Raw genomic sequence first — 24,237 nt, 5'->3', positions numbered from 1 at the left:
TCAAATGACCTGAAATAACATAAAAATAGGGATACCACAAGCATATATATCATCTCGATTATATTATGTTTATTGGTATCCCTTTATGCTATTTTATATTTGTAAATCTACTGCAAAACCGTTATTCTCCGGTTCAAATCCGGATGCCGCCTCCATTTAAAAGCAGTAATCAAGAGATATAAATCAGAATAAATTTTTAATCCTTACTCAATAACAAAATCCCACACTGTATCCTCGATCCAGAGACAATAATAGCCTCTCCCCATTAATGCTTTAGGCTTTAAAATGTACAAATCACTGCCTATATTTTTAATGTCAATCTCAATGTCTTTTCCTAAAATGAAACGTGGTTTGCCCAAAGGAGAGGCATTGATGAAAAGCAGCGGGTTAAGCGTTACGACATTAATGTTATACTTACCGAACACTACAAAGTATTCGGTGTTTTTCAATAAAAAATGTTCGGGGTTATTGCTTTCAATAAAAAGAAGCCCTTTCTCATTGAAAACAATATTCGGCAAAAGCCTGATTAAGGGTTTGTCTGTTTTAATATAAACGCCAGGCTCCTTAGGCATAATCTTCTCTTCTTTCCCGTAAAGCGGACTGCCGGCAAGCACAACAAGGATCATGCAAATACATATCCTGGATATACGATTAATAGATCTCATTTATATTATCTCCATGATTTCAGATTGTTAAGCCCTGTTTAAAACTGGTTCGTTATCCTTATATTTTAAGTAACAGGGGTGACTGAATAATACATATGCTCAATCTTTTAACCCTGCCCTTTTTTCTTTTTGTAATCCTCAATGGCAACTTTTAGAGCTTCTTCTGCAAGCACCGAACAGTGCTGTTTTGCCGGTGGTAAACCTCCCAGGGCTTCTGCGACAGCTTCATTAGATATGCTGAGCGCTTCATCTATTGTTTTGCCTTTTATAAGTTCAGTTGTCATACTGCTTGATGCAATTGCCGCACCGCACCCGAAGGTCTTGAATTTAGCATCTACTATTCTATCGCCCTCGATTTTCAGATAGAGCTTCATAACATCACCACAGGCCGGATTCCCTACCTCTCCGACACCATCAGCCTCCTCTATTTCGCCCATGTTCCGCGGGTTCATAAAATGGTCCATTACTTTGTCGCTGTAAGGGCCTTTTGCCATCTTATACCTCCTTTTTGATACTTATCTTCCTGGCTTCCTGGCTTTCTCATAAAGAGGCGACATTTCCATCAGCCGCTTTACTATACCCGGTATGACAGAAAGGACATACTCCACTTCTTCCATTGTGTTATCCTTCCCAAGAGAAAAAGAAATAGAACCGCTGCATATCTCCGGTGGTACGCCCACTGCAGTGAGCACGTGGGATGCCTTCAATCCTGTTTCGTCGGCTGCCATCATATTCGAAGCACAAGCACTCCCGCTTGCTGAAGCAATCCCGTTCAGGTTGAGCCATAAGAGCAAGGATTCCCCTTCAACAAACTCAATCCAGAAACTTGCATGACCTGGCAACCTTATATTCGGATGACCTGTGAAATGTATATATTCTATGGATGATGAAAGCCCATCCCATAACCTTCTTGATAACCTTGTCAATCTTTCTAACTTTTCACCTACTTCTTCCATTGCAATTTGGGCAGCCTTACCGGAACCGACAATCCCCGGTACATTTTCTGTCCCCGCCCTGTAACCCATTTCCTGAAAACCCCCCTGCATAAAAGATATAAGCTTTGCACCTCTTTTCATGTAGAGGGCTGCAACCCCCTTGGGACCGTAAAACTGATGAGGAGATATAGTCATTGTGTCAACGCCCAGTTTTTTTACGTCAACAGGTATTCTGCCGCAGGTCCCTGTACCATCGGAGTGAAATAAGATATCCCGTTCTTTCAAAAATAAGGCAATTTCTTCAATAGGCTCAATAGTCCCTATTTCCAGGTTGGCGTGCATGATTGATACAAGTATTGTATCGTCAGTTGCCTTGTTTTTTAAATCTTCAAGGTCAATTATACCGTAATTGTCTACCTTTATAAAATCAACTTCAAATCCAAGACTTCTTAAAAAATCTGCCTGATTCATAACAGAAAAATGCTCAATATCGGAAAAGAGTATTCTCTTCCCCTTATCTCTGTTGGCAAGCGCTAATCCTTTTATGGCTAAGTTATTCGATTCGGTAGCTGAGCCGGTAAAAATAATCTCTTCCCTTTCTGCATTCACAAGTTGTGCTAACGTTTCCCGTGCCTCATCTACAGCCTTATTCGGAACCCTGCCTTCCTCGATGAGGATTGATGAAGGGTTTCCAAACTGTTCGCTGAAATAGGGAAGCATTGCATCAAGCACCCGCCTGTCTACAGGTGTCGTTGATGCGTGGTCGAAGTATATCCTGTCCATATTGGGAAATATAACACAATAAAAACATTTTGTGAACCTTAATTGACTTGCCGGCAGAGCAGTTCCCAAACCAACTCCTGTCATAATATCACTTATGATACAGCACAGAGGGTACAGCATTTTTCTTGTGTTTTTAACGAGTTTTTGGTAAAAAATAACAATTATTTTAAGCATTTTAGCATAACTCATAAATTGAGGAGGTAATAGTGCAAAAAAGATATCTGCTCGCACCCGGACCGACCGCAATACCGCCGGAAGTGCTTTTAAAAATGGCTGAACCGATGATTCACCACAGAAATCCGCTTTTCGAGACAGTAGTGGAAGACGTAAGGGAAAACCTTAAATATCTGTTTGGAACGAAGAATGAGGTCTTGATATTTACATCATCAGGCACCGGCGCAATGGAAGGCGCTGTAACAAACATGCTCTCCTCCGGAGATAAAGCTTTATGTATACGAAGCGGGAAATTCGGCGAAAGATGGACCAATATTTGCAATGTCTACGGTGTTGAAACATTAAACATAGATATTCCATGGGGGGACATCCTTGATCCTGTTGATATAGAAAGGGCCCTGAAAGCCAACACTGACATAAAGGCTGTGTATATGCAGGCCACCGAAACATCAACCGGGGCAAAATTCCCTGTCAAAGAGATTGCGACTATCGTAAAAGATTATCCTGACACCCTGATGGTGGTAGACGGCATTACAGGGGTTGGCATATTTGAACTGCCTATGGATGCCTGGAATATTGATATCCTCATCGGCGGTTCTCAAAAAGCCCTGATGCTTCCACCGGGACTTGCTTTTGCGGGGGTCAGCGATAAAGCCTGGGAATTCAACAAGGCATCAAAAATTCCAAAATTTTATTTTAACTGGGCAAAAGAACTTGCAAATTTACAGAAAAATCAGACGAATTTTACCCCTGCGATCTCACTTATTATCGGTTTAAGGGAGTCTTTGCGGATTATAAGAGAGGAAGGGCTCGAGAATGTTTACAAAAGGATTGACAGTCTCGCACAGGCAACCCGCGAAGCGGTATTGGCAATGGGTTTAAAGATATTTGCTAAAAATCCGAGTCCTGCTGTAACTGCTATTTGTGCGCCTGAAGGGATTGACGGTCAGGCAATCTATAAGACGCTCTGGAAAAAGCATGGAGTTACCGGGGCAGGCGGACAGGGGCAGTTGAAAGGCAAAGCCTTCAGAATTGCAACCCTCGGTTATGCCGACAAATACGATGTAATAACTGCGATCTCTGCCCTCGAATTTACATTACGAGACCTGGGATATAAGTTCCAGATGGGTTCAGGAGTTGCAAAGGCGTTAGACTGCTTAAAAGATTTATAATGATAAAAGCAATAATTTTCGATTTTGACGGTACATTGACGCCATTAAGCCTGGATTTTACCCATTTAAGAGAAGAAATTGCCGATATTGCAAGAAGATACACGACAGAAGAGATAATAAAAGAGACAGAAGACAATTTTATCATTGAGATGATTTACAGGATTGAGGAGAAGCTTGATGGAGCACAGGCAGTCGCCGAATTTCAAAAAGAGGCCTTTGATCGGCTCAAATTCCTCGAACTTGAATCGTCAATGAACAAAGATGTTTATCCTTATACAAGAGATGTTCTAAAATATCTGAAAGGTAACGGAATAAAAACAGGTATTATTACAAGAACCTCCATTGATGTGATAAGGCATGTTTTTGTTGATGTGGATAACTATATCAGTGTAACCGTAACCAGGGAAAACACAAGACGTGTTAAGCCTGATCCTTTTCATGCATTTGAAGCATTGCGAATACTCGATGCTCTTCCCGGTGAGTCGATGATGGTTGGTGACCATCCCACCGATGTAATTGCCGGTAAGGGGGCAGGCATGATGACTGCAGGGGTGCTTACCGGAAGGACACAAAGAGAAGACTTTGAAAAAATCGGGGCCACCTTTATCCTGTATGATATACGCGATATACTCAATCTAAAAGTCTTGGCAGATTCTCGAACATAAGTTAGCGGCATCTATACAGCTTAAACAGTGAGTGAGAGGGGGTGGCCAGGGCAGTACCTGTGAAATAATTGCTTTTAGCCCCGTCCCACATCATTCCGGCGGAAGCCGAAATCCAATGAATTCAAATACTTCTGGGCCACGGTTTTCACCGGGGTGAAGGATGAAATACATTATTTCACACGTTCGTACCAACTTGCGGGTGTTCCGGTAATGGAAAATAAGCGATTTTCATAAAGAATTTGCTGACATCATTATATAAAATATTGTATACAATATATTGTAAAGGATCATGAAAGACGAACGGAACAATTTGATTAATGTGGCCGATTGGATAGCAAAATGGGCAAAGATCCAGCCTGATAAGGTTGCAATAATCTCTGAAGGCATGCCCTTCACCTACCTTGAATTCAATTCAAATATCAACAGGTTATCCCATTTTTTTCTTCATCTCGGTATAAAAAAGGGCGACCGGGTTGCGCTGTTGTTGCGCAACAGCAGGCAGTTCATTGAGATATTCTTTGCAATGTCCAGAGTCGGCGGCATTCTTGTGTTACTCAACTGGCGGCTTGCATTACCCGAGCTTGAGTTTATTATACGGGACAGCGGTACGGACTTTATTGTCTTCGATTATGAGTTTATGGAGAACGCAGAAAAACTTTGGGAAACATTGCCTGTAAAGACCCATGTTGCCTGTGTGTCGGGCGAAGGCATAAAAGGACAGGAAACGCCTTCATGGGCAATAAATTATGCAAATTATATTCAGCGCTTCCCCAAAACACAGCCTAATCTATCCTGGTCTGCAGGAGACGATGACCCCCATATTCTCATGTATACTTCCGGTACCACAGGTTTACCTAAAGGGGCAGTGCTCTCACACAGGAAGACTTTTTTTAATGTCCTCAATGCCGGCATATATTATGACATGGCAAAAGCAGATATCGGTATCGTTGCAAGGCCTTTATTCCACTCAGGGGGACTCATTGTTGAGATGGCGCCAGTTATTTATAGAGGTGGTACTATTATAATTCAAAAAAGGTTTACACCTGTGGATATATTAAAAACAATAGAGAAATACAAGGTTACGGTGCTGGAATTACCTGCAACTGTGTACAGTTTTATTCTTAATGAATGCAGGATAGAAGATTACGATCTGAGTTCGCTGAAATGTTGTTTTACCGGCGGAGAAAGGGTCCCGATAGCACTCTTAAAGGCTTATGCCGAAAAGGGTCTGACTCTGTCCCAGGTGTATGGACTGACAGAAGCATCCACGCTTTTCTGGCTGCCCATGGAAAATGCTATAGAGAAGATGGGTTCTGTCGGACAGCCGGTAATGCATAGCGAGGTAAATATTGTTGATGAAAAAGGAATGCCCGTTAAGACAGGAGATATAGGAGAGGTCGTTGTAAAAGGCCCGATAGTAATGAACGGATACTGGAACAGGGATGATTTGACCGACGAAGTAATAAAGGATGGCTGGTTTTACACTGGTGATCTTGCGAGGATAGATGAAGATGGATATGTTTATATTGTTGACAGAAAAAAGGATATGTTTATCAGTGGCGGTGAGAATATTTATCCTGCGGGGATTGAGAAGGCCCTGCTCAGCCATAAGGCCATTATTGACGCGGCGGTCGTAGGCGTGCCCGATGAAAAATGGGGGGAGGTAGGCAAGGCATTTATTGTGGTCAGAAGCGGGCACTCCATAACAACAGAAGAAATTTATCAGTTGTTAAAGGATAAACTCGCAAAATATAAAATTCCGAAATATATAGAGTTTGTGGATAAATTACCAAAAACAGCATCAGGAAAGATAAAAAAGCTTCTTCTGAGGGAAACCGAAAACGAAACTCAAACCGAAACTGATTGACAATTTCCGGACTTGCTGCTATAAAGATAAGTCAGTGGGGCTGTAGCTCAGATGGGAGAGTACTTGACTGGCAGTCAAGGTGTCGAGGGTTCAATCCCCTTCAGCTCCACCATAATTTTCAGATATTCAGGCCGTCTTCTTGACGGCCTTTTTTGCTGTCGAAGATGGGCTAAGTGCGATTATTTGCTGCTGAATTTCTTTTACAAATTCCGCGGGACAAGAAACAAACCGTAAGGCGCATTTTTTCTTTCCGTTATAGACAATCATAATCTTGCCAAAATTTAACATTGAGCCCAGAGAGGGCTGATAATAATCAATAACCATGATCTCATTAAGCTGGATATCATAAGACTTATTTATTAGAAACCCGGCACTGATTAAAACCTTATTTCGGGTTAATCCTATTTCTGTTCTGCTTAACCTTATATATGAAAATATTCCCCAAACAAGACCAAAAGCAACGAGTACCATTGCATGATACCCCTGAGACCTCAGAGCCAGCCCTCCTATAATAATCACTAATATAGGCCCAAGAAGTATAGCCCAGTGACATTTGGCACGATAAATAATCGCTTCATTTTGGGTTAGTTTGTTATCAGTTGAATTCATATATTCTCATATTCAAATAAGTGAGCCTGCCAAAACTAAAATTCAGCAGGCCCGCTTCTTAGACTTAATAATGATTCTTTATAAAGCCTTTATACTGATTATCCTTTACCCATCATTAAATTAGGCAGCCACAGTGCAACCTGCGGGAAAACAAACAGAATTATTAAAGCCAGGACAAGGGCCGAAAGGAAAGGAACGACACCCTTATAAATCGTTTTGAAAGGGATTCCCGTTATGTTCCCTAATATAAACACATAAATCGCCACTGGCGGAATAATACCGCCGATCATAAGCGTAACGCAAATCAGGATGCCGAACCATATGGGATCATAACCGAGTTCGACAGCTGTCGGAAAAAAGATCGGAGTGGCAAGTACCATAAATGCCAGGTCATCCATGATTGAACCGCCTACCAGGTAGATGACAATTATTAAGATCATAACAAATGTGCCCTGTATAGGAAGCCCTGCGGCCCACTTTGCCGTAATCATCGGAATCTCTGTTATTGCAAGGAAATGGCCAAAAATAGCAGATCCGGCAATAAGCATTAGAGTCATAATGGAGGTTTTCAATGCCCCCTTAAAGGATCTGACAATCATATCCAAATTGACTTCTCTTCGCACGAGAGCCAGAAGAAATATTGCCACCGTGCCTATTGTACCTGACTCTGTGGGACTGAAAAAACCGGTGATCATCCCGCCTATTACAATACCGAAAATAATGGCAACAATCACTGCGTCCGGGATTACAAGGAACCTCTCTTTCCATGTTGCCCTTTCCGCCCTGGGAGCTATTGCAGGCTGTAAAGTTACCCATCCGAATATAACTACCATAAAAAGAACCGCTATCATCAGCGAGGGGACAATCCCTGCAAGGAAAAGCCTGCCTATGGATTGCTCAACCTGAAGTCCATAGATAATAAGCACTGTGCAGGGAGGCAGAATCATACCCAGGGTACTGACAGATGCAATAGTGCCGCAGGAAAGTTCCTTTTTATATCCATAGCGGTCCATCTCAGGCAGCGCGAGGTTTGAAAAGGTTCCGACTGTGGCAAGGCTTGATCCGCACATGGCTTTAAATAGGGTGGCGCCTACTACGGTTGTCATCGCGAGTCCACCCGGTATATGACCGAACCACTTGTGCGCCCCCAGGTATAACCTTTTTGCGATATTGGAATTTGAGGCAAACTCCCCCATCACCATGAAGAGAGGGATTACTGTGTAACTGTATGTTGTAAAATTATCGAAGAAGTCTTTAATGACGAGATTGGATGCCGCTGGAAAGGACATAAGAAACGTAAATCCGAGAAATCCAACCAGTATCATGCAATAAGCCATTTCAAGCCCGGTTAAAAAAAGGAACAGCAGCAGTATTATTCCGTATGTTCCAATGGCAACATCACTCATTGTTTGCTCCTTTCACTTTTTTTATCAGATCACAAAATATCGTAAGACTCTGCAGCAGAAACGTGAACGAAAGGGCAAAACTGAACGGGTAGTAAGGTATCTTGAAGCTGGCCGTACGTTCACCTGTTTTTCTCACATCCATCCCATAAACATAAAAATTGTAGGCAACAAATAAGAATATTAAGATACCAATGCATCTGGTAATTATTTCTATGACCCGTTTTTTTTCCGGACTGAACTTTTCTGTTATTATATCAACAATTACCTGACACCCGAGCATCGTGCCATAAGGAATTGAGAATCCGAATACAATGCACCCCCCGTATTGTATGAATTCCATAGATCCGGTAATCGGATGGCCGAAGTTTCTTAAAATCACATCACAAAAGGTTAATAAAATCATACACGCCAATACACTACCTGCAATGACGTATAATAATTTATCGATGCCGGTAATGCCTGCCATAAAGCGTTTCATCTTTCGCCTCCATATTATAAAAAAACGAGATTTAGGTCTGCGTTTTCAGTTTTATCATCATTTAAATGCAGAGAGGGCTGTAGTACCACAGCCCTCTCTGATAATAATAATTTTACGGATTGTTCTTTAAAAAATCCTCGCAGAATTTCAATGCTTCATCGCCCGGGAGACCTTTTGCTTTTGTCGTTTTAACATAGTCTGCTAAAATCGGTTTCATCTTTTGAATGGTTGCCGCCTCTTCCGCTTTAGAAACCATCACAAAAGTTACGCCTTTCGATTTGGCGAATTCTTCTGCACCTTTATCCAATGCAACCCACTGCTTACCGAATTTTTCGCCGTATTCGTCATTAATTTTTTCTATTGCCTTTTGATCAGCCGGGGATATTGCATTCCATTTATCTTTGTTCATGATACAATACATGGATGTCATATAGGACACACCATAGTTCTCAATCACCGTCTTGACAACCTCACCGATTTTAAATCCCTTTAATGCTTCAATCGGGAAAAGAGTTCCATCCACAACACCCCTTGAAAGGCTATCATATGCTTCAGTAACAGGCATGGTTACAGGAGAAGCGCCGAGAGCCTTTACAATGTCAGCATTCTCTGCATTAGCCCTGATTCTGAGTCCTTTGATCTCATCAGTTGATTTTATAACTTTCTTCGTAAAAATGAAACCCGGTGCCGCGCCATGGAGAAACATAACCTTTACGTCATCAAATTCTTTCGGTTTGAATTTCTTATAAAATGCATTGGCCAGCTTGCTTGCCTGCAATCCATTCTTGTATCCAAGCGGCTGCTGTAAAACCTCGGAAAGCGGAAGTCTGCCGGGTGAATATGCCAATAAGTTTGTGCCGACATCAATAATACCTTTTACAGTGTTGTCATAGACCTGCATCGGAGGTGAAAGCGTACTGGCTGCAAATAAAGTCACTACTACCCTCCCCTGGGTTACCTTCTCAACATCCTTGCCCCACTGGTTGAACAATACTGAATGGGGGTGTGTAGGTGGCCACATAGTTGAAAGCCTGAGTTTCATCACTTTTTCCTGAGCATGTGCAGGAATTGAAGTTAAGAAAAACAAAAATACCATTAAAAAAACCAACAATGTAATAACAGATCCCTTTTTCATAATACATCCTCCTTTTTTATGTTTCAATATTTTACTCCGTCTTGCCGTTATTTACAAGAAAACTACCCACGTCTATAAATCTCTTTTTCAATTCGCGTTTGAGAATCTTACCGGCAGGGCTTTTAGGCATTTCACTCACAGTTATATACTCTTTGGGAACCTTAAATGAAGAAAGGCGGGATTTTAAGTAAGATTTCAATGTTTCCGAACTAATTACCTGCCCTTGCTTTGGCAAGATAAATGCCGCAACCCGCTCGCCCCACTCCTTATCAGGGAGACCCACAACCGCACACTCCTCGATTTCCGGTCTGGTATAAATAATCTCTTCAACCTCGCGGGGATAGACGTTTTCACCGCCGGTAATAATGAGGTCTTTAAGTCTGTCAACGATGTAAAGATAGTCTTCATTATCAAAATAACCAATGTCGCCGGACCTGAACCAGCCATCATCCCAAAAGGCTTCGTCAGTTGCTTCTGGATTCTCGAAATAACCCTTCATGATATTGTGGCCCAGAATGCATATCTCGCCTTGCTCGCCTTGCTCCAGTCTGTTTCCCGATGTATCCCTTATCTGGACTTCTACGCCGGGAACCGTCCCTCCTATGGATCCGACAACATGCCGGTAATAGTGATTATAAGTAACAGCAGAGGCGGATTCAGTAAGGCCGTAACCTTCACAGATGTTAAGGCCGGTGCGTTCCTTCCATTGACGCACAATCTCTATTGGCAGACTGGCTGCTGCGGAAAAACAATAACGTACATTGTGCATCATTTCTTCGAGTCGTTCGAGTGTCAGGAGGCGTGCATAAACAGTTGGTACGGAAAAAAGTTTTGTAACGAGACCTGCCTCTATAAGCCCAATAACCCGTTCCATATCAAAACCCGGAAGTAGCTCAAGGCACCCGGCGCTCATGATCGTGGCGTTCATAATATGTGCCTGGCCAAAAACATGGTTTAAGGGAAGAAAACAGAGAGCACGGTCTTTTTCCGTGGATCTTTCGCTAAAAGCTACATTATGAGCTGATACGTTGATATTCTCATGGGTTAGCATAACCCCTTTCGGTATGCCGGTGGTCCCTCCAGTGTAAAGGATTGCCGCCGTGTCAGTACGATTGCAGTCCACTGCCTTGAAGGATGATACCCCTTGATCAAGGACCTGCTGCAAGGTCATGTCGCCGTTCGGGCATATAACCTTTTGAACCCCTTCATTCCCCCTGAGGCCCACAAGGCTGCCGAGCCTTGATTCTGAGGTGAAAAGAAATTTCAATTTTGCATGATTAACCAGTAAGCAAAATTCATCCTGGGAAAGAAGGCTGGAAAGGGTTATCACAACAGCGCCGGCTTTCAGCGCACCAAAGTAGAAAACGAGCCAATCCGATGAGTTGGGAGCGCATAAGCCCAGGTGATCTCCAGACTTTATCCCCATCTGAAGAAGTGCCGAGGCAACGCGGTTGGCCTGTTCATTAAGCCGGGCATAGCTGATCTCCAAACCGTCTTCTGAGACAGCAGGACGATCAGGAAAGAAAAATGCCGACCTTTCCAGATTAACAGCCAAATTCATTAAGCGCCTCCTGTTATAAAGATATTATAAGTTAACCTTTGATAAACTTCTTTTTTATTTCACGCTTTAATATTTTGCCGGCAGGGCTTTTCGGTAGTTCGTCTGTAATGATGTACTCTTTGGGGACCTTGAAAGACGACAGACGAGCCTTAAGAAAAGCCTTCAATGCATCATTTGAAATAGTTTTTCCTGATTTTGGAACTATAAATGCAACAACACGTTCACCCCATTCATTATCGGGCAGTCCGATGACGGCACATTCTTCAACCTCAGGGGACGTATAAAGCACCTCTTCTACCTCGCGGGGATAGACGTTTTCGCCGCCGGTAATAATCAGATCCTTGAGCCGGTCAACAATGGAGAGGTAGCCGTTGGGATCAAAAATACCAATGTCTCCGGAGCGGACCCATCCGCCTTCCCAGAATGCGGCGCTGGTTCCTTCGGGATTATCCAGGTATGCCTTCATGACGTTAGGTCCCCGGACGCAGATTTCGCCTTCCTGTCCTTGTTCAAGCAAGTTCCCCGATTTATCCCGGATCTGGACTTCCACTCCATGGACCGGTTGTCCCACAGACCCGACAACATGTTTTTCGGGATAATAATGGTTAAAGGTGATGGGCATAGCTTCTGTCATCCCATACGATTCTGCGATAGTGATCCCGGTGCGTTCTTTCCATTGTTTGACTATTTCCATTGCCATGGAGGCTGCTGCCGAAAAACAATAGCGTAGCGGCCCCAATGTTTTTTTTAAGTCGGGAAGTCCCAAGAGGCGGATATAAACCGTGGGTACAGCAAAAAACTTTGTTATTTCACCTGTTTCCAATACTTCCAAGACCCTCTCCATATCAAAGGTGGGCAAAAGCTCAAGACAGCCCGAACTCATGATCGTTGAGTTCATGATGTGTATTTGTCCGAAGACATGATTAAAGGGCAGAAAGCATAGAGCAATATCTTTTTCAGTGGACCGTTCATAGTAGGCTATACTGTAACTGGAAAAATTAATGCCTTCATGGGTAAGCATGACCCCCTTCGGTATACCTGTTGTACCGCCGGTGTAAAGGATAGCAGCGGTATCAAGACGGTCTCTGTCAAGTGTATTAAATGATCCTGATCCCATTTCCATGAGACGATGGATATTTAGATCGCCCCCATCGCAGATCAATTTTTCAAGCCCGCTGGAGTCTTTCAACTGCTCCAGTTCCTGCAGCTTGGCATTGGAGGTGAAAATAATGCGCGGCTTTCCGTGGTTTACGAGATTTGTCAGTTCAGCCCCGGTAAGTAAACTGGAAAGCGTTACGGCTGTTGCCCCTGTCTTGAGGACACCAAAGTAAAAGGCAATCCAATCAGCCGAGTTTGGAGCGCAGAGACCGACAGGTTCTCCCGGCTTAATTCCCATTTTAATGAGGCCCTTTGCTATCCGGTTTGATTGGTCATTCAATTGAGCATATGTAACTTTTAAGTCAACTTGGCGGATAGCCAAACGATGAGGAAAGAAAAAGGCCGACCTCTCCAGATTAACAGCCAGATTCATGTATTGCCTCCAAATATTTATTCATTTTAAACACTTTCATACATTTGTATTGTTTGTATATGAAAATTAAGCTTAATATTCTTTATGGTATAATATTTTAAATGATATAAAATTTATGTCAAGACAATATTTTAAAATATTAAAAATATCTTGCAAATTTTGCAGCATTCACTATATCATAAAAATAAAGGTGTTGCTAATAATGCCGACGTTTAAGCCAATCAAGCAGTCACGGGTATCCGAGGAAGTTACTGAGCAGATGAAGCGTTCAATCCTTGTTGGCTATTTCAAGTCCGGGGATAAACTGCCATCTGAACGTGAGTTGGCGGAACAGTTCAAGGTAAGCCGTGTTGCCGTTCGGGAAGCCTTGCGAGTGCTTGAGAATACAGGGTTCCTGACTACCCGTCAGGGGGTTACAGGAGGTGCTTTTGTCACGGACTTAACTTTTGAGCATCTCAGTAATGCTTTCATCGACCTTTTTAGGGCTGAAAAGATATCTATACCGGAACTGGTTCAGGTAAGACTTCTCGTGGAGCCTGAAATAGCCCGGCTGGCGGCTTTAAACATAGGTCAAGATCATGCATTACGCCTCAAGGAGGCACTCAAAGCTGAAGGATTACCGGTTCGCAACCTGACCGAAGACATAGATACAAAGACCACCGTTCACTATATCCTGTCCGAAATGTGTGGGAACCGCTTTTTTGAAGCTCTGGAGCGGTCTCTGATGGCGCTGACCAGGCGGGTGATTCAAGTAGTGAATCCTGGAGAACCATTCATGCACCCGGCGGGAATGCACCACCCTGTTGTGGAGGCAATTTTATCCGGGAATGCTGATCTGGCTGCCATAGAGATGAAAAAGCACACTATCGAATTTGGTGAAAACCTTATCAAGATGGAACGGACTTACCGGGACAGGAGAACACGGCTTTAGGCTTCAAAACCCTTTAAATAAATATCAGACCTTTGCAAAAGCGCCCCAATCATTCTTTTCTGTCATGCTTGCGCAAGCAACATCCAGTAAATTCGATAACTTCTGGATAACAGTTTTCACCGGTTTGATGGTATTTATAGAGTTTTGCAAAGGTATTAATTTTCTGCTTAGCGCTCTTTTTTGAGGTAAATTTGTATTCCACCGGCAACATACTGAAAACCGGAGATCACTGAAAGAACTGCCGTTGCATAGAAAAAATGTTTCGAATATATTCTGTCGCCTGGCCATAGAATATAAATAACGGTACACATCTGAGATAAGGTTGTAATCTTACTTAAAATAATCGGGGTGGGCTTTCCCTTATATGAAAGCTTATAAAGAATGAGAAAACCTGTAGAAATGATTAAATCCCTGATAAGTACAACGGATGTCACCCAAAACGGTATAATACTGTGAATGGAAAGCACAATATAGGAGGATACAATCATCACCTTATCAGCCATTGGGTCGAGAAAGGCGCCAAGATACGTTTTTGCCTTCATGATCCGTGCAAGAAATCCATCAAGCACATCGCTTAATGCCTGTACTATAAACAGTAAAAGCGCAATGTCATGCCTACCGTAATTGATTGCAATGATGAAAAAGACCGTAACAAAAAGGCGGAATATTGATAGCAGATTAGGCAGGTTCATTCTCTGTAAAGATTTTTAAAGGTTGCAAATTTGTCCAGGAAGGCAAGCTCAATAGTATCTGTCGGGCCATTCCTCTGTTTTCCAATGATTATCTCTGCAATACCCTTATTATTCTCCTTGTCTTTATTATAAACTTCATCTCTGTATATAAATATAATTACATCTGCATCCTGTTCTATCGCGCCTGATTCCCGGAGATCGGACAATCTTGGCCTTTTATCCTCTCTTTGTTCAACCATCCTGTTAAGTTGGGATATGGCAACTACAGGTATGTACAATTCCTTTGCAAGGGATTTTAAAAACCTTGATATTTCAGATATTTCCTGTTCTCTCCGCTCAACGGAGGTCCGTCCGCCCCTCATCAACTGTAAATAATCGACTATAAGCAGTCCAAGTCCATGCTCTTTTTTTAATCTTCTGGCACGAGCCCGGAGTTCAAGAACACTCATAGATGGAGAGTCATCGATAAAAAAAAGCGCCTCGGAGAGCTTTCCTGCTGCATAGGCAAGTTTCGGCCATTCTGCGCTCGACAATGTGCCTGTTCTCAACTTAGAATGTTCCACTTCCGATTCTGAGCTTAAAAGCCTTGTAACAAGCTGTTCCTTTGACATCTCCATCGAAAAAATACCGACAGGTATAGCCAATTCCTTTAACATGGCAACGTGTTGGGCAATATTCATAGCAAAGGCTGTCTTTCCCATGCTTGGCCTGCCCGCAACAACAATCAAGTCGGAAGGTTGTAGGCCGCTCGTAAGTCTGTCAAGTTCGGAAAAACCTGTAGGCACACCGGTTACCGACTGTTTTTTCTCATACAGCCTCTCAATAGTTTTTACGCTATCCATGACAATATCTTTAACAGAGAAAAAAGAAGGTCTGAATTTCTTTTCGGAAACCTGAAAGATCATCTTTTCCGCATTATCTATGTAGTCCTCTATCGCATCCGATTCGTACCCTTTTTCAATAATCTCCGTAGCAGCGTTCATGAGGTTTCTTAAAAGGCCTTTTTCTCTAACCATTTTTGCATATTGCACAATATTTGCCGCACTGGGCATGTGATCCACCAGCGTGTTCAGGTATGTCACGCCCCCTATTTTATCTATAGCCCCTTTATCCCTGGCGGCACTGCTGACTGTAATAATGTCTATCGGCTCGTTTTTTTCATACAGGCCGATCATGATATCATATATTCTGCCATGGACATCTTTATAGAAATCCTCGGCGCTGACCATATCTATTACTTTGTTTATAGCATCAGGGTCTATAAGGATGCCACCGAGAAGAGACTCTTCTGCCTCCAAATTTTGGGGTGGGATACGACCTATAGAGCGGGATTTTTTTTCTTGGATATCTTTTGAAGTCCTTACCATTTAATCCTTTTTTTCCACTTCAACCTTCACAGTGGCAGTGATATTTTGCTCTAAATGGATTTCCAGGGTATGTACGCCTGTTGACTTGATTGGTTCATTTATTCTCACACTCTTTCTGTTTATCTCAACATCGAGAGTCTCCTTTATTGCATCAGCTACATCTTTATGGGTCACAGAGCCAAAAAGCTTTCCATCTACACCGGCTTTTTTCTTGATTACAAGTGAAATCTCTTCTAATTTTTCTTTAATATCTGCAGCAGCTTTTAGAACCCTCCCTTTTTTATCCTGGAGATTTTTTATGATGTTCTCGAATCTCTTCTGATTGCTTTCAGTTGCAGGGAGCGCAAGGCCTTCCGGGATTAAATAATTCCTTCCATATCCTTCCTTAACGTCTACAGTTTCACCTTTTTTACCTGTGCCACGTAAATCTTCCGTAAGAATAACCTTCATATAGTACCCCCGTCATTTTGCAAGTGTTGTAAAAGGGAGGAAGGCAATATGTCTTGCCATATTTATTGCCTCTTTCAATTTCCTCTGATGATTGGCGCAGGTTCCCGTCATTCTCCGTGGCATCACCTTCCCACGTTCCGAAATAAAATATTTTAAAAGCTTTGGATTCTTGTAATCGATTGGCAAATTAGGGTCCTGGCAGAATTTGCAAACTCTTTTCCGCATGTAAACCCTTTTTTTTCCCCCGTCCGGTCCTCTTGCTGGTCTTGCTGCTGGTCTTGGCATCTATATCCTCCATTCTTTCTTATATTATTTAATTTACCTTTATCTTAAACACATTATGCAGATTTAGGGAAATATATTGTTTAAGAAAATTCTCCTTCCAGTTCGTCAAAGACAACATGATCCGGCGCTTTTTCCAGTCCCTTCTCGTTGTCGTCAACCCGCACCAGCATGTGTCTCAAAACGGTATCAAGCGTCTTATAGAACTTGTTGATATTTGCCATATTTGCTTCATCTGCATCAAGGAGCAAAAAGAAATAATGGCCTTTTTCTTTCTTCTTGATCGGATAGGCGAGTTTCCTTACGGCCCAGTCATCCATCCTAAGTATTGTGCTGCCGAATTTTTCCAGATTAGCCCGTATTCTTTTGAGTAATTCTTCTTCCTCTTCCTTTGTGCAATCCGGGCTTATCACAACAATATTTTCATACCTTCCCACTTTAATCTCCTTTCGCTGTATTTGCGATTGCGCCTTTTAATACTTTTACTCTGATCTTGTCGGCAATTTCCAGTGTAACTGTGTCGTCTGTAATACCTGTTATTGTACCATATAGACCACCTGAAGTTATAACTTTATCGCCTTTTTTCAAGTTTTCAATAAACATCTTTTGCTGCTTTGCCCGTTTCTGTTGCGGTCTGATCAATAAAAAATAAAAGACTACAAACAAAAGGACAAGAGGCAGCAAACCCATCCATTGCTGCGTCCCTCCCTGTCCGGACCCTCCCAAATTACCCATTGCATGTGCTATGTTCATCTTGCAATTCACCTCCCTTCCATTTCATTTTAAACTCTTCATAAAACGTATCAAAGGAACCTTCCCTGATAGCCTCCCGTATCTTTTTTAAAAATGCAGAATAAAAATAGATATTGTGGAGTGTATTCAAATAGAAACTTGTCAATTCATGGGATACAAGAAGATGCCTTAGATATGCCCTGGAATATGTCCTGCATGTATAACAGTTGCATTCCTCATCGACAGGGCTCTCGTCCCGTGCATATTTTGCGTTTTTGATATTTATCCTCCCATTCCATGTAAAAAGGTTTCCGTTTCTCGCAAGTCTCGTCGGAATAACACAGTCAAACATATCTATACCTTTTTTTACTCCTTCAACAATATCTTCGGGAAAACCAAGACCCATAAGATACCTTGGCTTATCATGCGGCAGCAGATCGATGACCGCATCTACCATATCCCACATAATGCTCTTTGGCTCCCCGACGCTTAAACCGCCGAGGGCATAGCCATCAAAATCCATCTCAACCAGTTCACGGGCTGACTGCAGCCTCAATTCCTTATAAAAACCGCCTTGAATAATTCCAAACAATAAAAGTCCATCATCTATTTTTGCATCCAAACATCTTTTTGCCCATCGGGAGGTTAAACCGACAGAAGCACTTGTATATTCATACGATGAAGGGTAGGGGATACATTCATCTAAACACATACATATATCTGCGCCGATATTCTCCTGTATATCCACTACCTTTTCCGGAGAAAGAAAATGCTTTGACCCGTCAATATGGGACTGGAATAAAACACCATCTTCACTTATCTCACGCAATACACCCAGGCTGAATATCTGATATCCCCCGCTGTCCGTGAGAACCGGTCCATCCCATCCTGCAAATTTTTGGATACCGCCCATCTCTTTTATCAGACCATCACCGGGTCTTAAATATAGATGATATGCATTTGCAAGTATTATCTTAACCCCGGTTTCTTTCAGGTCCTTATTGGTAATAGCTTTAACGGTACCCTGGGTCCCTACCGGCATAAACACCGGTGTTTCTATATCTCCATGCTTTGTCCTGATAATGCCAAGTCTTGCATGGTTACTTTCCTTTAAAAGCTCTATGGTTTTCATATGATGAACATCGAATCTCCATAACTGTAAAATCTATAATCAAGCTCTATTGCCTCCGAATAACACTTCAAAAGACCATCTCTTCCGGCGAAAGCGGAAGCAAGTAAAAGCGGTGTTGATTTTGGCAGATGGAAATTTGTTATCAGAGCATCCACCATTTTGAATTTGTATCCCGGATATATAAAAAGATCCGTATAAGCGTTCAGCGGAGTACTCCCGTTTGCAGCATATGCTGTCTCCAGTGTTCTCACTACACTTGTGCCACAAGCTATAATCCTTCTCCCTTCATTTTTTGCACACTTAATATATTCTTTTACATCCCCGGCAATTTGATAATACTCTCTGTGCATTTTGTGTTCTTCTATACATTGTTTTTTTATCAAAAAAAACGTTCCGATACCGATATGAAGGGTAATTTTTACTACATTTACACCGATATTTTCAATGCTTTCGAGCAATTCCTTTGTAAAATGAAAACCTGCAGTCGGTGCTGCAATGGAACCTTCTGCATCAGCATAAATTGTTTGATACCTCTCGAAATCAATGCTATCTTTTTCTTTTCTTTTTATATAGGGTGGGAGCGGCATCTGCCCGTACTGTTGTATGATACCGTAGTCGTCACCAAGACATAAAAATTCAATCATCCAGAAATCAGTATGTTGTGTCAGTTTTGCTTTAATATTACCGATAGAAACAATTAATTCTGTCGCCCCCTTTTTTATCCCATTGGCAAGACAATGCCATTGTTTTTCTCCAATTCTCTCTACAAGAAGGATATCTATGTTACTGCCGCTATCTTTTATTGCCTTGAGTCTCGCCGGGAATACCCTGCTGTCGTTTAATACAAGAACATCCCCTTTACGGAGATACCGGGCAATATCCCGGAATGAACAGTGCTCTATTGTTCCCTCATCCTTGTTAAAGACGAGGAGATGTGAAGATGATCTTTCCCTGGCAGGGTGCTGTGCAATCATCTCCTTTGGTAACATATAATCGAATAATCCGGAATCCATAATCCTCTTTAAAAAAATCAGGTTAATTTATAACAGATTGTGAAAATATAAGCAATTCAATTTAGATTACAACCCGTTATAAGTGAATAGCACCATCGTTACAGATAAAAACTTAGGAGAATAGAAGTAAAAAGCTTAACTTTTTTTACTAAAACGAATTTTTCTAATAAAATTATGTTGATTACAAAACATTCAAATGCTAAATTCATAAAAATAAATAATTAAAACTTAATATATTTTTATTTCGTCCGAAAAGGTAAATAGTGACCTATGGAAAACTATGCTATGAGAGGCAACCTTCTAAGCAGGGCAGCAGATTTGAAGGTTATCCCTACATTAAGCACGATTATCGATAAAGTCTTTGCCGTTCTTAGCAATAAAAATTCGTCTTTTTCAGATTTAAGTGACGTTATAAAGTACGATCAGGCTATCTCTTCAAAGGTTATCAGCATTGCCAATTCGGCATATTACAGCAGGGGAATAGAGATATACAGTCTCCAGCGTGCAATGATAAACATTGGATATGAGGAAGTAAAGGGGATTATCACATGCCTTTTGTTTATGGAAAGTATATTGAAACAACTGAAACTCAAGGAAGAAGATTTGCTCGTTCTATGGAAACACTCCATGTATGTTGCCTGTGCATCAAAAATACTTTCAGAAAAAACATTTGTTGAAGACCCGATGAAAGTCTACACAATAGCGCTGCTCCATGATATAGGAAAGATTGTTTTTTATATGAGTGCCGATAATTACAGTGAAATTGTAAAAGAAGCCGGTGCTCAAGAAAAATCCATTACCCAGATGGAAAAAGAACGCTTCGGGATAGACCATCAGGAAACCGGCTATGCCATATCGTTAAAATGGAAATTCCCTCTTGAATTTTCACATGTTATTCGGTATCATCATGAAAATTCAAACGAGACTCAGTATGAATCCTTGCTAAATTTGATAAGGGTTGCAGATAGATTTTCCGTATCGCCGAATAGTGTTTCCGGTACAGAGGGCTACATTCTCATGAAGGAAAAGGATACTATAGCAAAAGAACTGAAAAATATTATGGATACTTTATGTATGGCATAAGATGACGCAAGATGAACTAAAATTAGAGTCTCTTGGTATTCAATGGAACCTATACGAAAGGTCAGTTAATAACTATTCAATTATTATGAGAATTTTAAACTGTCTTGAAAACAAAGACGGTTTTATAAAAGACGTACCAAAAATATTTGTTGAAGAATCACCTTTTGAAACATGTAAAATCTTAAAGATAGGAAACAATACTGTAAAAGAGGGCTTTTTCAGCCTTGACAATTCCCCGGATAATCTGGATATAGAAACCATCAGGTCGCTTAACACGGGCATAATGTCGCCGTTGATCCAATATAATGTATCCGGTTACAGCGCTCTTTATATACACCCCCTGAAAGAGGATTTAAATATCATCGGGTTTCTGGTGCTGGGAAAAAAATCCCAATTAAATCTTGATAAATCTCTTTTTAGAGAAATTGAAATAGTATGCAATATTTACAATAAGGCATTGCTTTTAAGCTCAAACATTAAGGACCACCATGAAGAGGTGCATGATAAAGCTATTTTCGAATTAGTCATAAACGAGTTCCCCAATGCCATGTTTTTAGTTGATAAAGGCGGTTCAATCTGTTTTGCAAATAAAAGGGCAAGAGAAGAATTTGAAAAGAGAAAAGGTCTCTTTATGGGCGAAAGGCTGGATCACCTGATTATCGGGATTGATGAAGATTTTTATAAGAAAGATTATGCTCATCATGGCGATGTCACGTATAAATCGGGTGATACATTCAAAATGTTCAAGATGAATTGCTTCCCTGTTATGGAAAAGCAAGGTATAGCAAGCTGGAAGGTTGTAGTGCTAACTGATATTGCTGAAGAAAAGTTCAAAAATGAGGAAAACCTCCTGAAAGAAAAGATGGGTAGCATTGGATTGCTTGCAGGCGGGATAGCCCATGATTTTAACAACCTTCTCACCGGTGTGCTCGGGTATGCATCTTTAATGAAAAACTTTTTGCCGAAAGGTGAAAAGCTTTACCGGTATGCCGAGGCAATCGAACATTCGGCACAGAGGGCTTCAAAACTGACTCAGCATCTTTTGAATTTCGCAAGAAGACAAAAAAAAACAACAGGTTTTATAGATGTCAATGCACTGCTTGAGGACGTCCTGTTCTTGCTGAAAGAAAGCTTCAGGGATGTTGAGATAGAAAAATCATTTTACGAGTACCTCCCTATGATAAAGGGGGACGAGTCAGAGCTGCAGAATGTGTTTCTTAACCTTTGTATAAATGCAAAAGATGCAATGAACGGTATTGGGGTGCTCAAGGTAAGAACAGAGCGGAAACAACACACCGGTGAAAAAGGACTTGTATTAATAGAGATAGAAGACAGTGGTAAGGGTATAGATGATGGAATAAAAACCAGGATATTTGAGCCTTATTTTTCTACCAAAGAAAACGGCAAGAATCTTGGTATGGGTCTTTATATTGTCAGTAAAGTAATCCGTGAACACGGAGGATTTATAGAGCTTGACAGTAAGACTGACCAGGGAACAAAGTTCAGCATTTACATACCTGCAGCAGTCGATGAAACATGGAAAAACGCTCCGGTTGAGCAAATCACTAAAGAAAGCATTAGAAAAAAGAGGAAAGTGCTCATCGTAGATGATGAGGATATTATCAGGGAATTTGTCAAAGGTATCCTTATGGACGAAGGTGCTCACGTCATTGAAGCAAGCAATGGTAAAGAAGCTATAGAGATATTTACAGAACACCAAAGGAACATAGACCTCGTAATACTTGATATGATCATGCCGGGGATAAAGGGAGATGAAGTTTTAAGAGAAATCAGGGGCATGCGGCCGGACGTTAAGGTTGTTGTATCGAGCGGCTTTATGAGCGAGGAACAAAAAAACAACCTTAAAGAATACAGCGTGGACGGCTACCTTGATAAGCCTTATAGAGATAAAGATGTAATAAAGACAATTTTCGATATACTTTCAAATTGAACTGACAGTTTAAAATAAACACACCGTTAAACTTAAAAAAAATAAGCATAATAATGAAAAGAGGGCAAAACGAAATACTATTTATACGCCTGCTGTCTGTCAGTAAATAATTTTCATCGAAAAAACAGTTCGAAAATTCCTTTTTTATTGCTTCTGAAAACATGTCCTGAACATGGTTTAATAGTGGAGAAAATAGCTTAGAGGTTGTATTATATCCAGGTCAAGCGTTTAAGGAGGACTTATGAGCGGAATTTTCGGAATTGTATCTAAGAAGAACTGTGCAAGCAGCCTACTTTATGGGACGGACTATCATTCACACATGGGGACAGAATATGGCGGGATGGCCGTTTTGGGAGATAAATTTTGGAGTTGCCCCTATCAAACCGGACACCCTTCTAACTTATCTAATGCTCTCCTGTGCTCCCTCGGTGATTTCATTTTTTCATTATAATCTTCAAACCAGAAAGGGAGTTGTTCCATAACCGTTCGTGCATCTTTTATGTCATTTATCTGTACATAATCCCGTTTAAACGTTTTGATAAAGGACTCGGCCATTCCGTTTGATTCAGGACTGTAGTATGGAGTTGTACAGACTTCAAACCCCATCATCCTGGCAAATCGGATGGTGTCATGGGCAGTATAGGCAGAACCATTGTCAGTAAGCCACTCAATTCTGTGAGGGACTCTATCTGCCTTACCAAAACGGTATTCAATTGATTCTGCCATGAGGTCTTTTACCATCTCAGAGGTTATTCCTTTTGTGGTGGCTATATAACTCATAACTTCCCGGTCGGAGCAATCCATGGCAAAGGCAACACGAACCCTATCACCATTAAAGCAGAGAATCTCAAAGCCGTCGGAACACCAGCGCATGTTGCTGGCAAGGGTTATGATCGTCCCTGTATGGAGACGTGTCGGTCTTCCGGTGTATTTCGGCAAAAGAAGATGGTTGATCCTCATAATCCGGTATATCCGTTTATGGTTTATCCTGTGTTCAATTTCACGGTTAAGAATAGCTGTTACCCTCCGATAGCCATATGTGGGTTTTTCATCGGTGATCTTCCGGATAAGGGAAAGATACCGTGTATCATCGGGCCTAGGGTTATATCTGCCCCTTTTGGTCTTTCCCCGTGTATACTGGTTGGAACGGGATACTGCCAGTGCATCGGTAATTGTCTTCACAGGGTAGAGTCCTTTCCGGATAAGGGTGACCGCGATATCAGTTTTTTTTCACGGGCAATCTCGATAGCATCCTTTAAGATTTCTACTTCCATAGTCTTTTTGCCGAGTAGCCGTTGCAGTTCCCGTATCTGTGCCCGAAGCTGCTTTACTTCCGATAGAGGAACAACAGATTCCTCTGATCTGGCAGCTACAAGAGACCCTTCATGTATGAGATGTCTCCACTTGAAGAGCTGGTTAGGATGAACTTCATATTTTCTTGCTACGGAAGAAATACTATTGCCTGGTTGCTCGGCTTCCTCTACCATGGCTCTTTTCTGTTCTGCACTCCAATACCTTCTTCTCTCAACTGATGTAATGACCTCTATCGGACTCATATTCACCTTCCTTCTGATTATAGTAATAACTCTATGGCTATTACTACAACTTATTTTGGTTGTATGA

The 24,237-nt window shown here is 41.5% G+C and carries 24 protein-coding genes and 1 tRNA gene; 7 read left to right on the top strand and 18 right to left on the bottom strand.

The features are described from left to right. Nucleotides 1-203 precede the first annotated feature (203 nt). The 3 genes from NT178_03495 to NT178_03485 form a co-directional block, all read right to left on the bottom strand. Entirely contained in the window at nt 204-665 is a 462-nt protein-coding gene (locus NT178_03495) for a hypothetical protein (GenBank protein MCX5811593.1), read from the bottom strand. Nucleotides 666-772: 107 nt separating this feature from the next. Then, the gene (gene nifU, locus NT178_03490) at nt 773-1,159 is read right to left on the bottom strand and encodes a Fe-S cluster assembly scaffold protein NifU (protein MCX5811592.1); all 387 of its coding nucleotides are present in this window, start codon (nt 1,157-1,159) and stop codon (nt 773-775) included. A gap of 21 nt (nt 1,160-1,180) precedes the next feature. Beyond that, nucleotides 1,181-2,383, bottom strand: a complete 1,203-nt coding sequence (locus NT178_03485; GenBank protein ID MCX5811591.1) for a cysteine desulfurase family protein — start codon at nt 2,381-2,383, stop codon at nt 1,181-1,183. A gap of 206 nt (nt 2,384-2,589) precedes the next feature. Between NT178_03485 and NT178_03480 the strand changes: the two genes are divergently transcribed. From NT178_03480 to NT178_03465, 4 genes are all read left to right on the top strand, one after another. Beyond that, nucleotides 2,590-3,729, top strand: coding sequence for an alanine--glyoxylate aminotransferase family protein (locus NT178_03480; GenBank protein MCX5811590.1), 1,140 nt, complete (start codon nt 2,590-2,592; stop codon nt 3,727-3,729). After that, the gene (locus NT178_03475; protein MCX5811589.1) at nt 3,729-4,394 is read left to right on the top strand and encodes an HAD family hydrolase; all 666 of its coding nucleotides are present in this window, start codon (nt 3,729-3,731) and stop codon (nt 4,392-4,394) included. Before NT178_03480 ends, NT178_03475 begins: the two co-directional genes overlap by 1 nt. A 289-nt stretch (nt 4,395-4,683) precedes the next feature. Further along, the gene (locus NT178_03470; protein MCX5811588.1) at nt 4,684-6,261 is read left to right on the top strand and encodes a long-chain fatty acid--CoA ligase; all 1,578 of its coding nucleotides are present in this window, start codon (nt 4,684-4,686) and stop codon (nt 6,259-6,261) included. A gap of 36 nt (nt 6,262-6,297) precedes the next feature. After that, nucleotides 6,298-6,373 (top strand) — tRNA-Ala (locus NT178_03465). Between the two features lie 14 nt (nt 6,374-6,387). Here the strand turns inward: NT178_03465 and NT178_03460 are convergent. The 6 genes from NT178_03460 to NT178_03435 form a co-directional block, all read right to left on the bottom strand. After that, nucleotides 6,388-6,870 carry a PH domain-containing protein gene (locus NT178_03460; GenBank protein ID MCX5811587.1) on the bottom strand — a complete coding sequence of 161 codons (483 nt, stop codon included), beginning with the start codon at nt 6,868-6,870 and terminating at the stop codon, nt 6,388-6,390. Between the two features lie 98 nt (nt 6,871-6,968). Further along, nucleotides 6,969-8,276 (bottom strand): TRAP transporter large permease, encoded by a 1,308-nt coding sequence (locus NT178_03455; protein ID MCX5811586.1) that lies wholly within the window; start codon nt 8,274-8,276, stop codon nt 6,969-6,971. Continuing rightward, nucleotides 8,269-8,754 carry a TRAP transporter small permease gene (locus tag NT178_03450; GenBank protein MCX5811585.1) on the bottom strand — a complete coding sequence of 162 codons (486 nt, stop codon included), beginning with the start codon at nt 8,752-8,754 and terminating at the stop codon, nt 8,269-8,271. Before NT178_03450 ends, NT178_03455 begins: the two co-directional genes overlap by 8 nt. A 112-nt stretch (nt 8,755-8,866) precedes the next feature. Beyond that, a complete protein-coding gene (locus NT178_03445) occupies nt 8,867-9,889 on the bottom strand; it encodes a TRAP transporter substrate-binding protein (protein MCX5811584.1) in 1,023 nt (340 codons plus the stop codon). Between the two features lie 31 nt (nt 9,890-9,920). Then, nucleotides 9,921-11,450 (bottom strand): AMP-binding protein, encoded by a 1,530-nt coding sequence (locus NT178_03440; protein ID MCX5811583.1) that lies wholly within the window; start codon nt 11,448-11,450, stop codon nt 9,921-9,923. 31 nt (nt 11,451-11,481) lie between these two features. Continuing rightward, entirely contained in the window at nt 11,482-12,981 is a 1,500-nt protein-coding gene (locus NT178_03435) for an AMP-binding protein (protein MCX5811582.1), read from the bottom strand. A gap of 202 nt (nt 12,982-13,183) precedes the next feature. On the opposite strand from NT178_03435, the gene NT178_03430 reads away from it, so the two are divergent. Then, complete coding sequence (locus tag NT178_03430) at nt 13,184-13,912, top strand: FadR/GntR family transcriptional regulator (protein ID MCX5811581.1); 729 nt, start codon at nt 13,184-13,186, stop codon at nt 13,910-13,912. Nucleotides 13,913-14,079: 167 nt separating this feature from the next. Here the strand turns inward: NT178_03430 and NT178_03425 are convergent, their stop codons facing one another. The 8 genes from NT178_03425 to queA all read right to left on the bottom strand — a co-directional run bounded on the left by NT178_03425 (nt 14,080) and on the right by queA (nt 19,580). Then, nucleotides 14,080-14,604: a CDP-alcohol phosphatidyltransferase family protein gene (locus tag NT178_03425; protein MCX5811580.1), complete on the bottom strand. Its 525-nt coding sequence runs from the start codon at nt 14,602-14,604 to the stop codon at nt 14,080-14,082. Then, a complete protein-coding gene (dnaB, locus tag NT178_03420) occupies nt 14,601-15,971 on the bottom strand; it encodes a replicative DNA helicase (protein MCX5811579.1) in 1,371 nt (456 codons plus the stop codon). Before dnaB ends, NT178_03425 begins: the two co-directional genes overlap by 4 nt. Beyond that, complete coding sequence (gene rplI / locus NT178_03415) at nt 15,972-16,421, bottom strand: 50S ribosomal protein L9 (GenBank protein ID MCX5811578.1); 450 nt, start codon at nt 16,419-16,421, stop codon at nt 15,972-15,974. Between the two features lie 12 nt (nt 16,422-16,433). After that, nucleotides 16,434-16,706, bottom strand: coding sequence for a 30S ribosomal protein S18 (gene rpsR / locus NT178_03410; GenBank protein ID MCX5811577.1), 273 nt, complete (start codon nt 16,704-16,706; stop codon nt 16,434-16,436). Between the two features lie 80 nt (nt 16,707-16,786). After that, nucleotides 16,787-17,140 carry a 30S ribosomal protein S6 gene (gene rpsF / locus NT178_03405; GenBank protein ID MCX5811576.1) on the bottom strand — a complete coding sequence of 118 codons (354 nt, stop codon included), beginning with the start codon at nt 17,138-17,140 and terminating at the stop codon, nt 16,787-16,789. Nucleotide 17,141: 1 nt separating this feature from the next. Next, nucleotides 17,142-17,456, bottom strand: a complete 315-nt coding sequence (gene yajC, locus NT178_03400; GenBank protein ID MCX5811575.1) for a preprotein translocase subunit YajC — start codon at nt 17,454-17,456, stop codon at nt 17,142-17,144. After that, nucleotides 17,431-18,567 (bottom strand): tRNA guanosine(34) transglycosylase Tgt, encoded by a 1,137-nt coding sequence (tgt, locus tag NT178_03395; GenBank protein ID MCX5811574.1) that lies wholly within the window; start codon nt 18,565-18,567, stop codon nt 17,431-17,433. Before tgt ends, yajC begins: the two co-directional genes overlap by 26 nt. Then, a complete protein-coding gene (gene queA, locus NT178_03390; GenBank protein ID MCX5811573.1) occupies nt 18,564-19,580 on the bottom strand; it encodes a tRNA preQ1(34) S-adenosylmethionine ribosyltransferase-isomerase QueA in 1,017 nt (338 codons plus the stop codon). Before queA ends, tgt begins: the two co-directional genes overlap by 4 nt. A 270-nt stretch (nt 19,581-19,850) precedes the next feature. Here queA and NT178_03385 point away from each other — a divergent pair, with 270 nt between their 5' ends. Both NT178_03385 and NT178_03380 read left to right on the top strand, forming a co-directional pair. After that, nucleotides 19,851-20,663 (top strand): HDOD domain-containing protein, encoded by an 813-nt coding sequence (locus NT178_03385; protein ID MCX5811572.1) that lies wholly within the window; start codon nt 19,851-19,853, stop codon nt 20,661-20,663. A 1-nt stretch (nt 20,664) separates the two neighbouring features. Next, entirely contained in the window at nt 20,665-22,614 is a 1,950-nt protein-coding gene (locus tag NT178_03380; protein MCX5811571.1) for a response regulator, read from the top strand. A gap of 378 nt (nt 22,615-22,992) precedes the next feature. Here NT178_03380 and NT178_03375 read toward each other — a convergent pair. Continuing rightward, nucleotides 22,993-24,170 (bottom strand): IS3 family transposase gene (locus NT178_03375; protein MCX5811570.1). Its coding sequence is split into 2 segments (ribosomal slippage): nt 22,993-23,846 and nt 23,846-24,170, totalling 1,179 coding nucleotides; the frame shifts between segments, so codons are not numbered across the junction. Between the last annotated feature and the right edge of the window lie 67 nt (nt 24,171-24,237).

The organism is Pseudomonadota bacterium (genome assembly GCA_026388255.1).
In the GTDB taxonomy this organism is placed as follows: Bacteria; Desulfobacterota; Syntrophorhabdia; order Syntrophorhabdales; family Syntrophorhabdaceae; genus JAPLKB01.
This window is presented reverse-complemented; position numbering and strand designations above follow the sequence as displayed.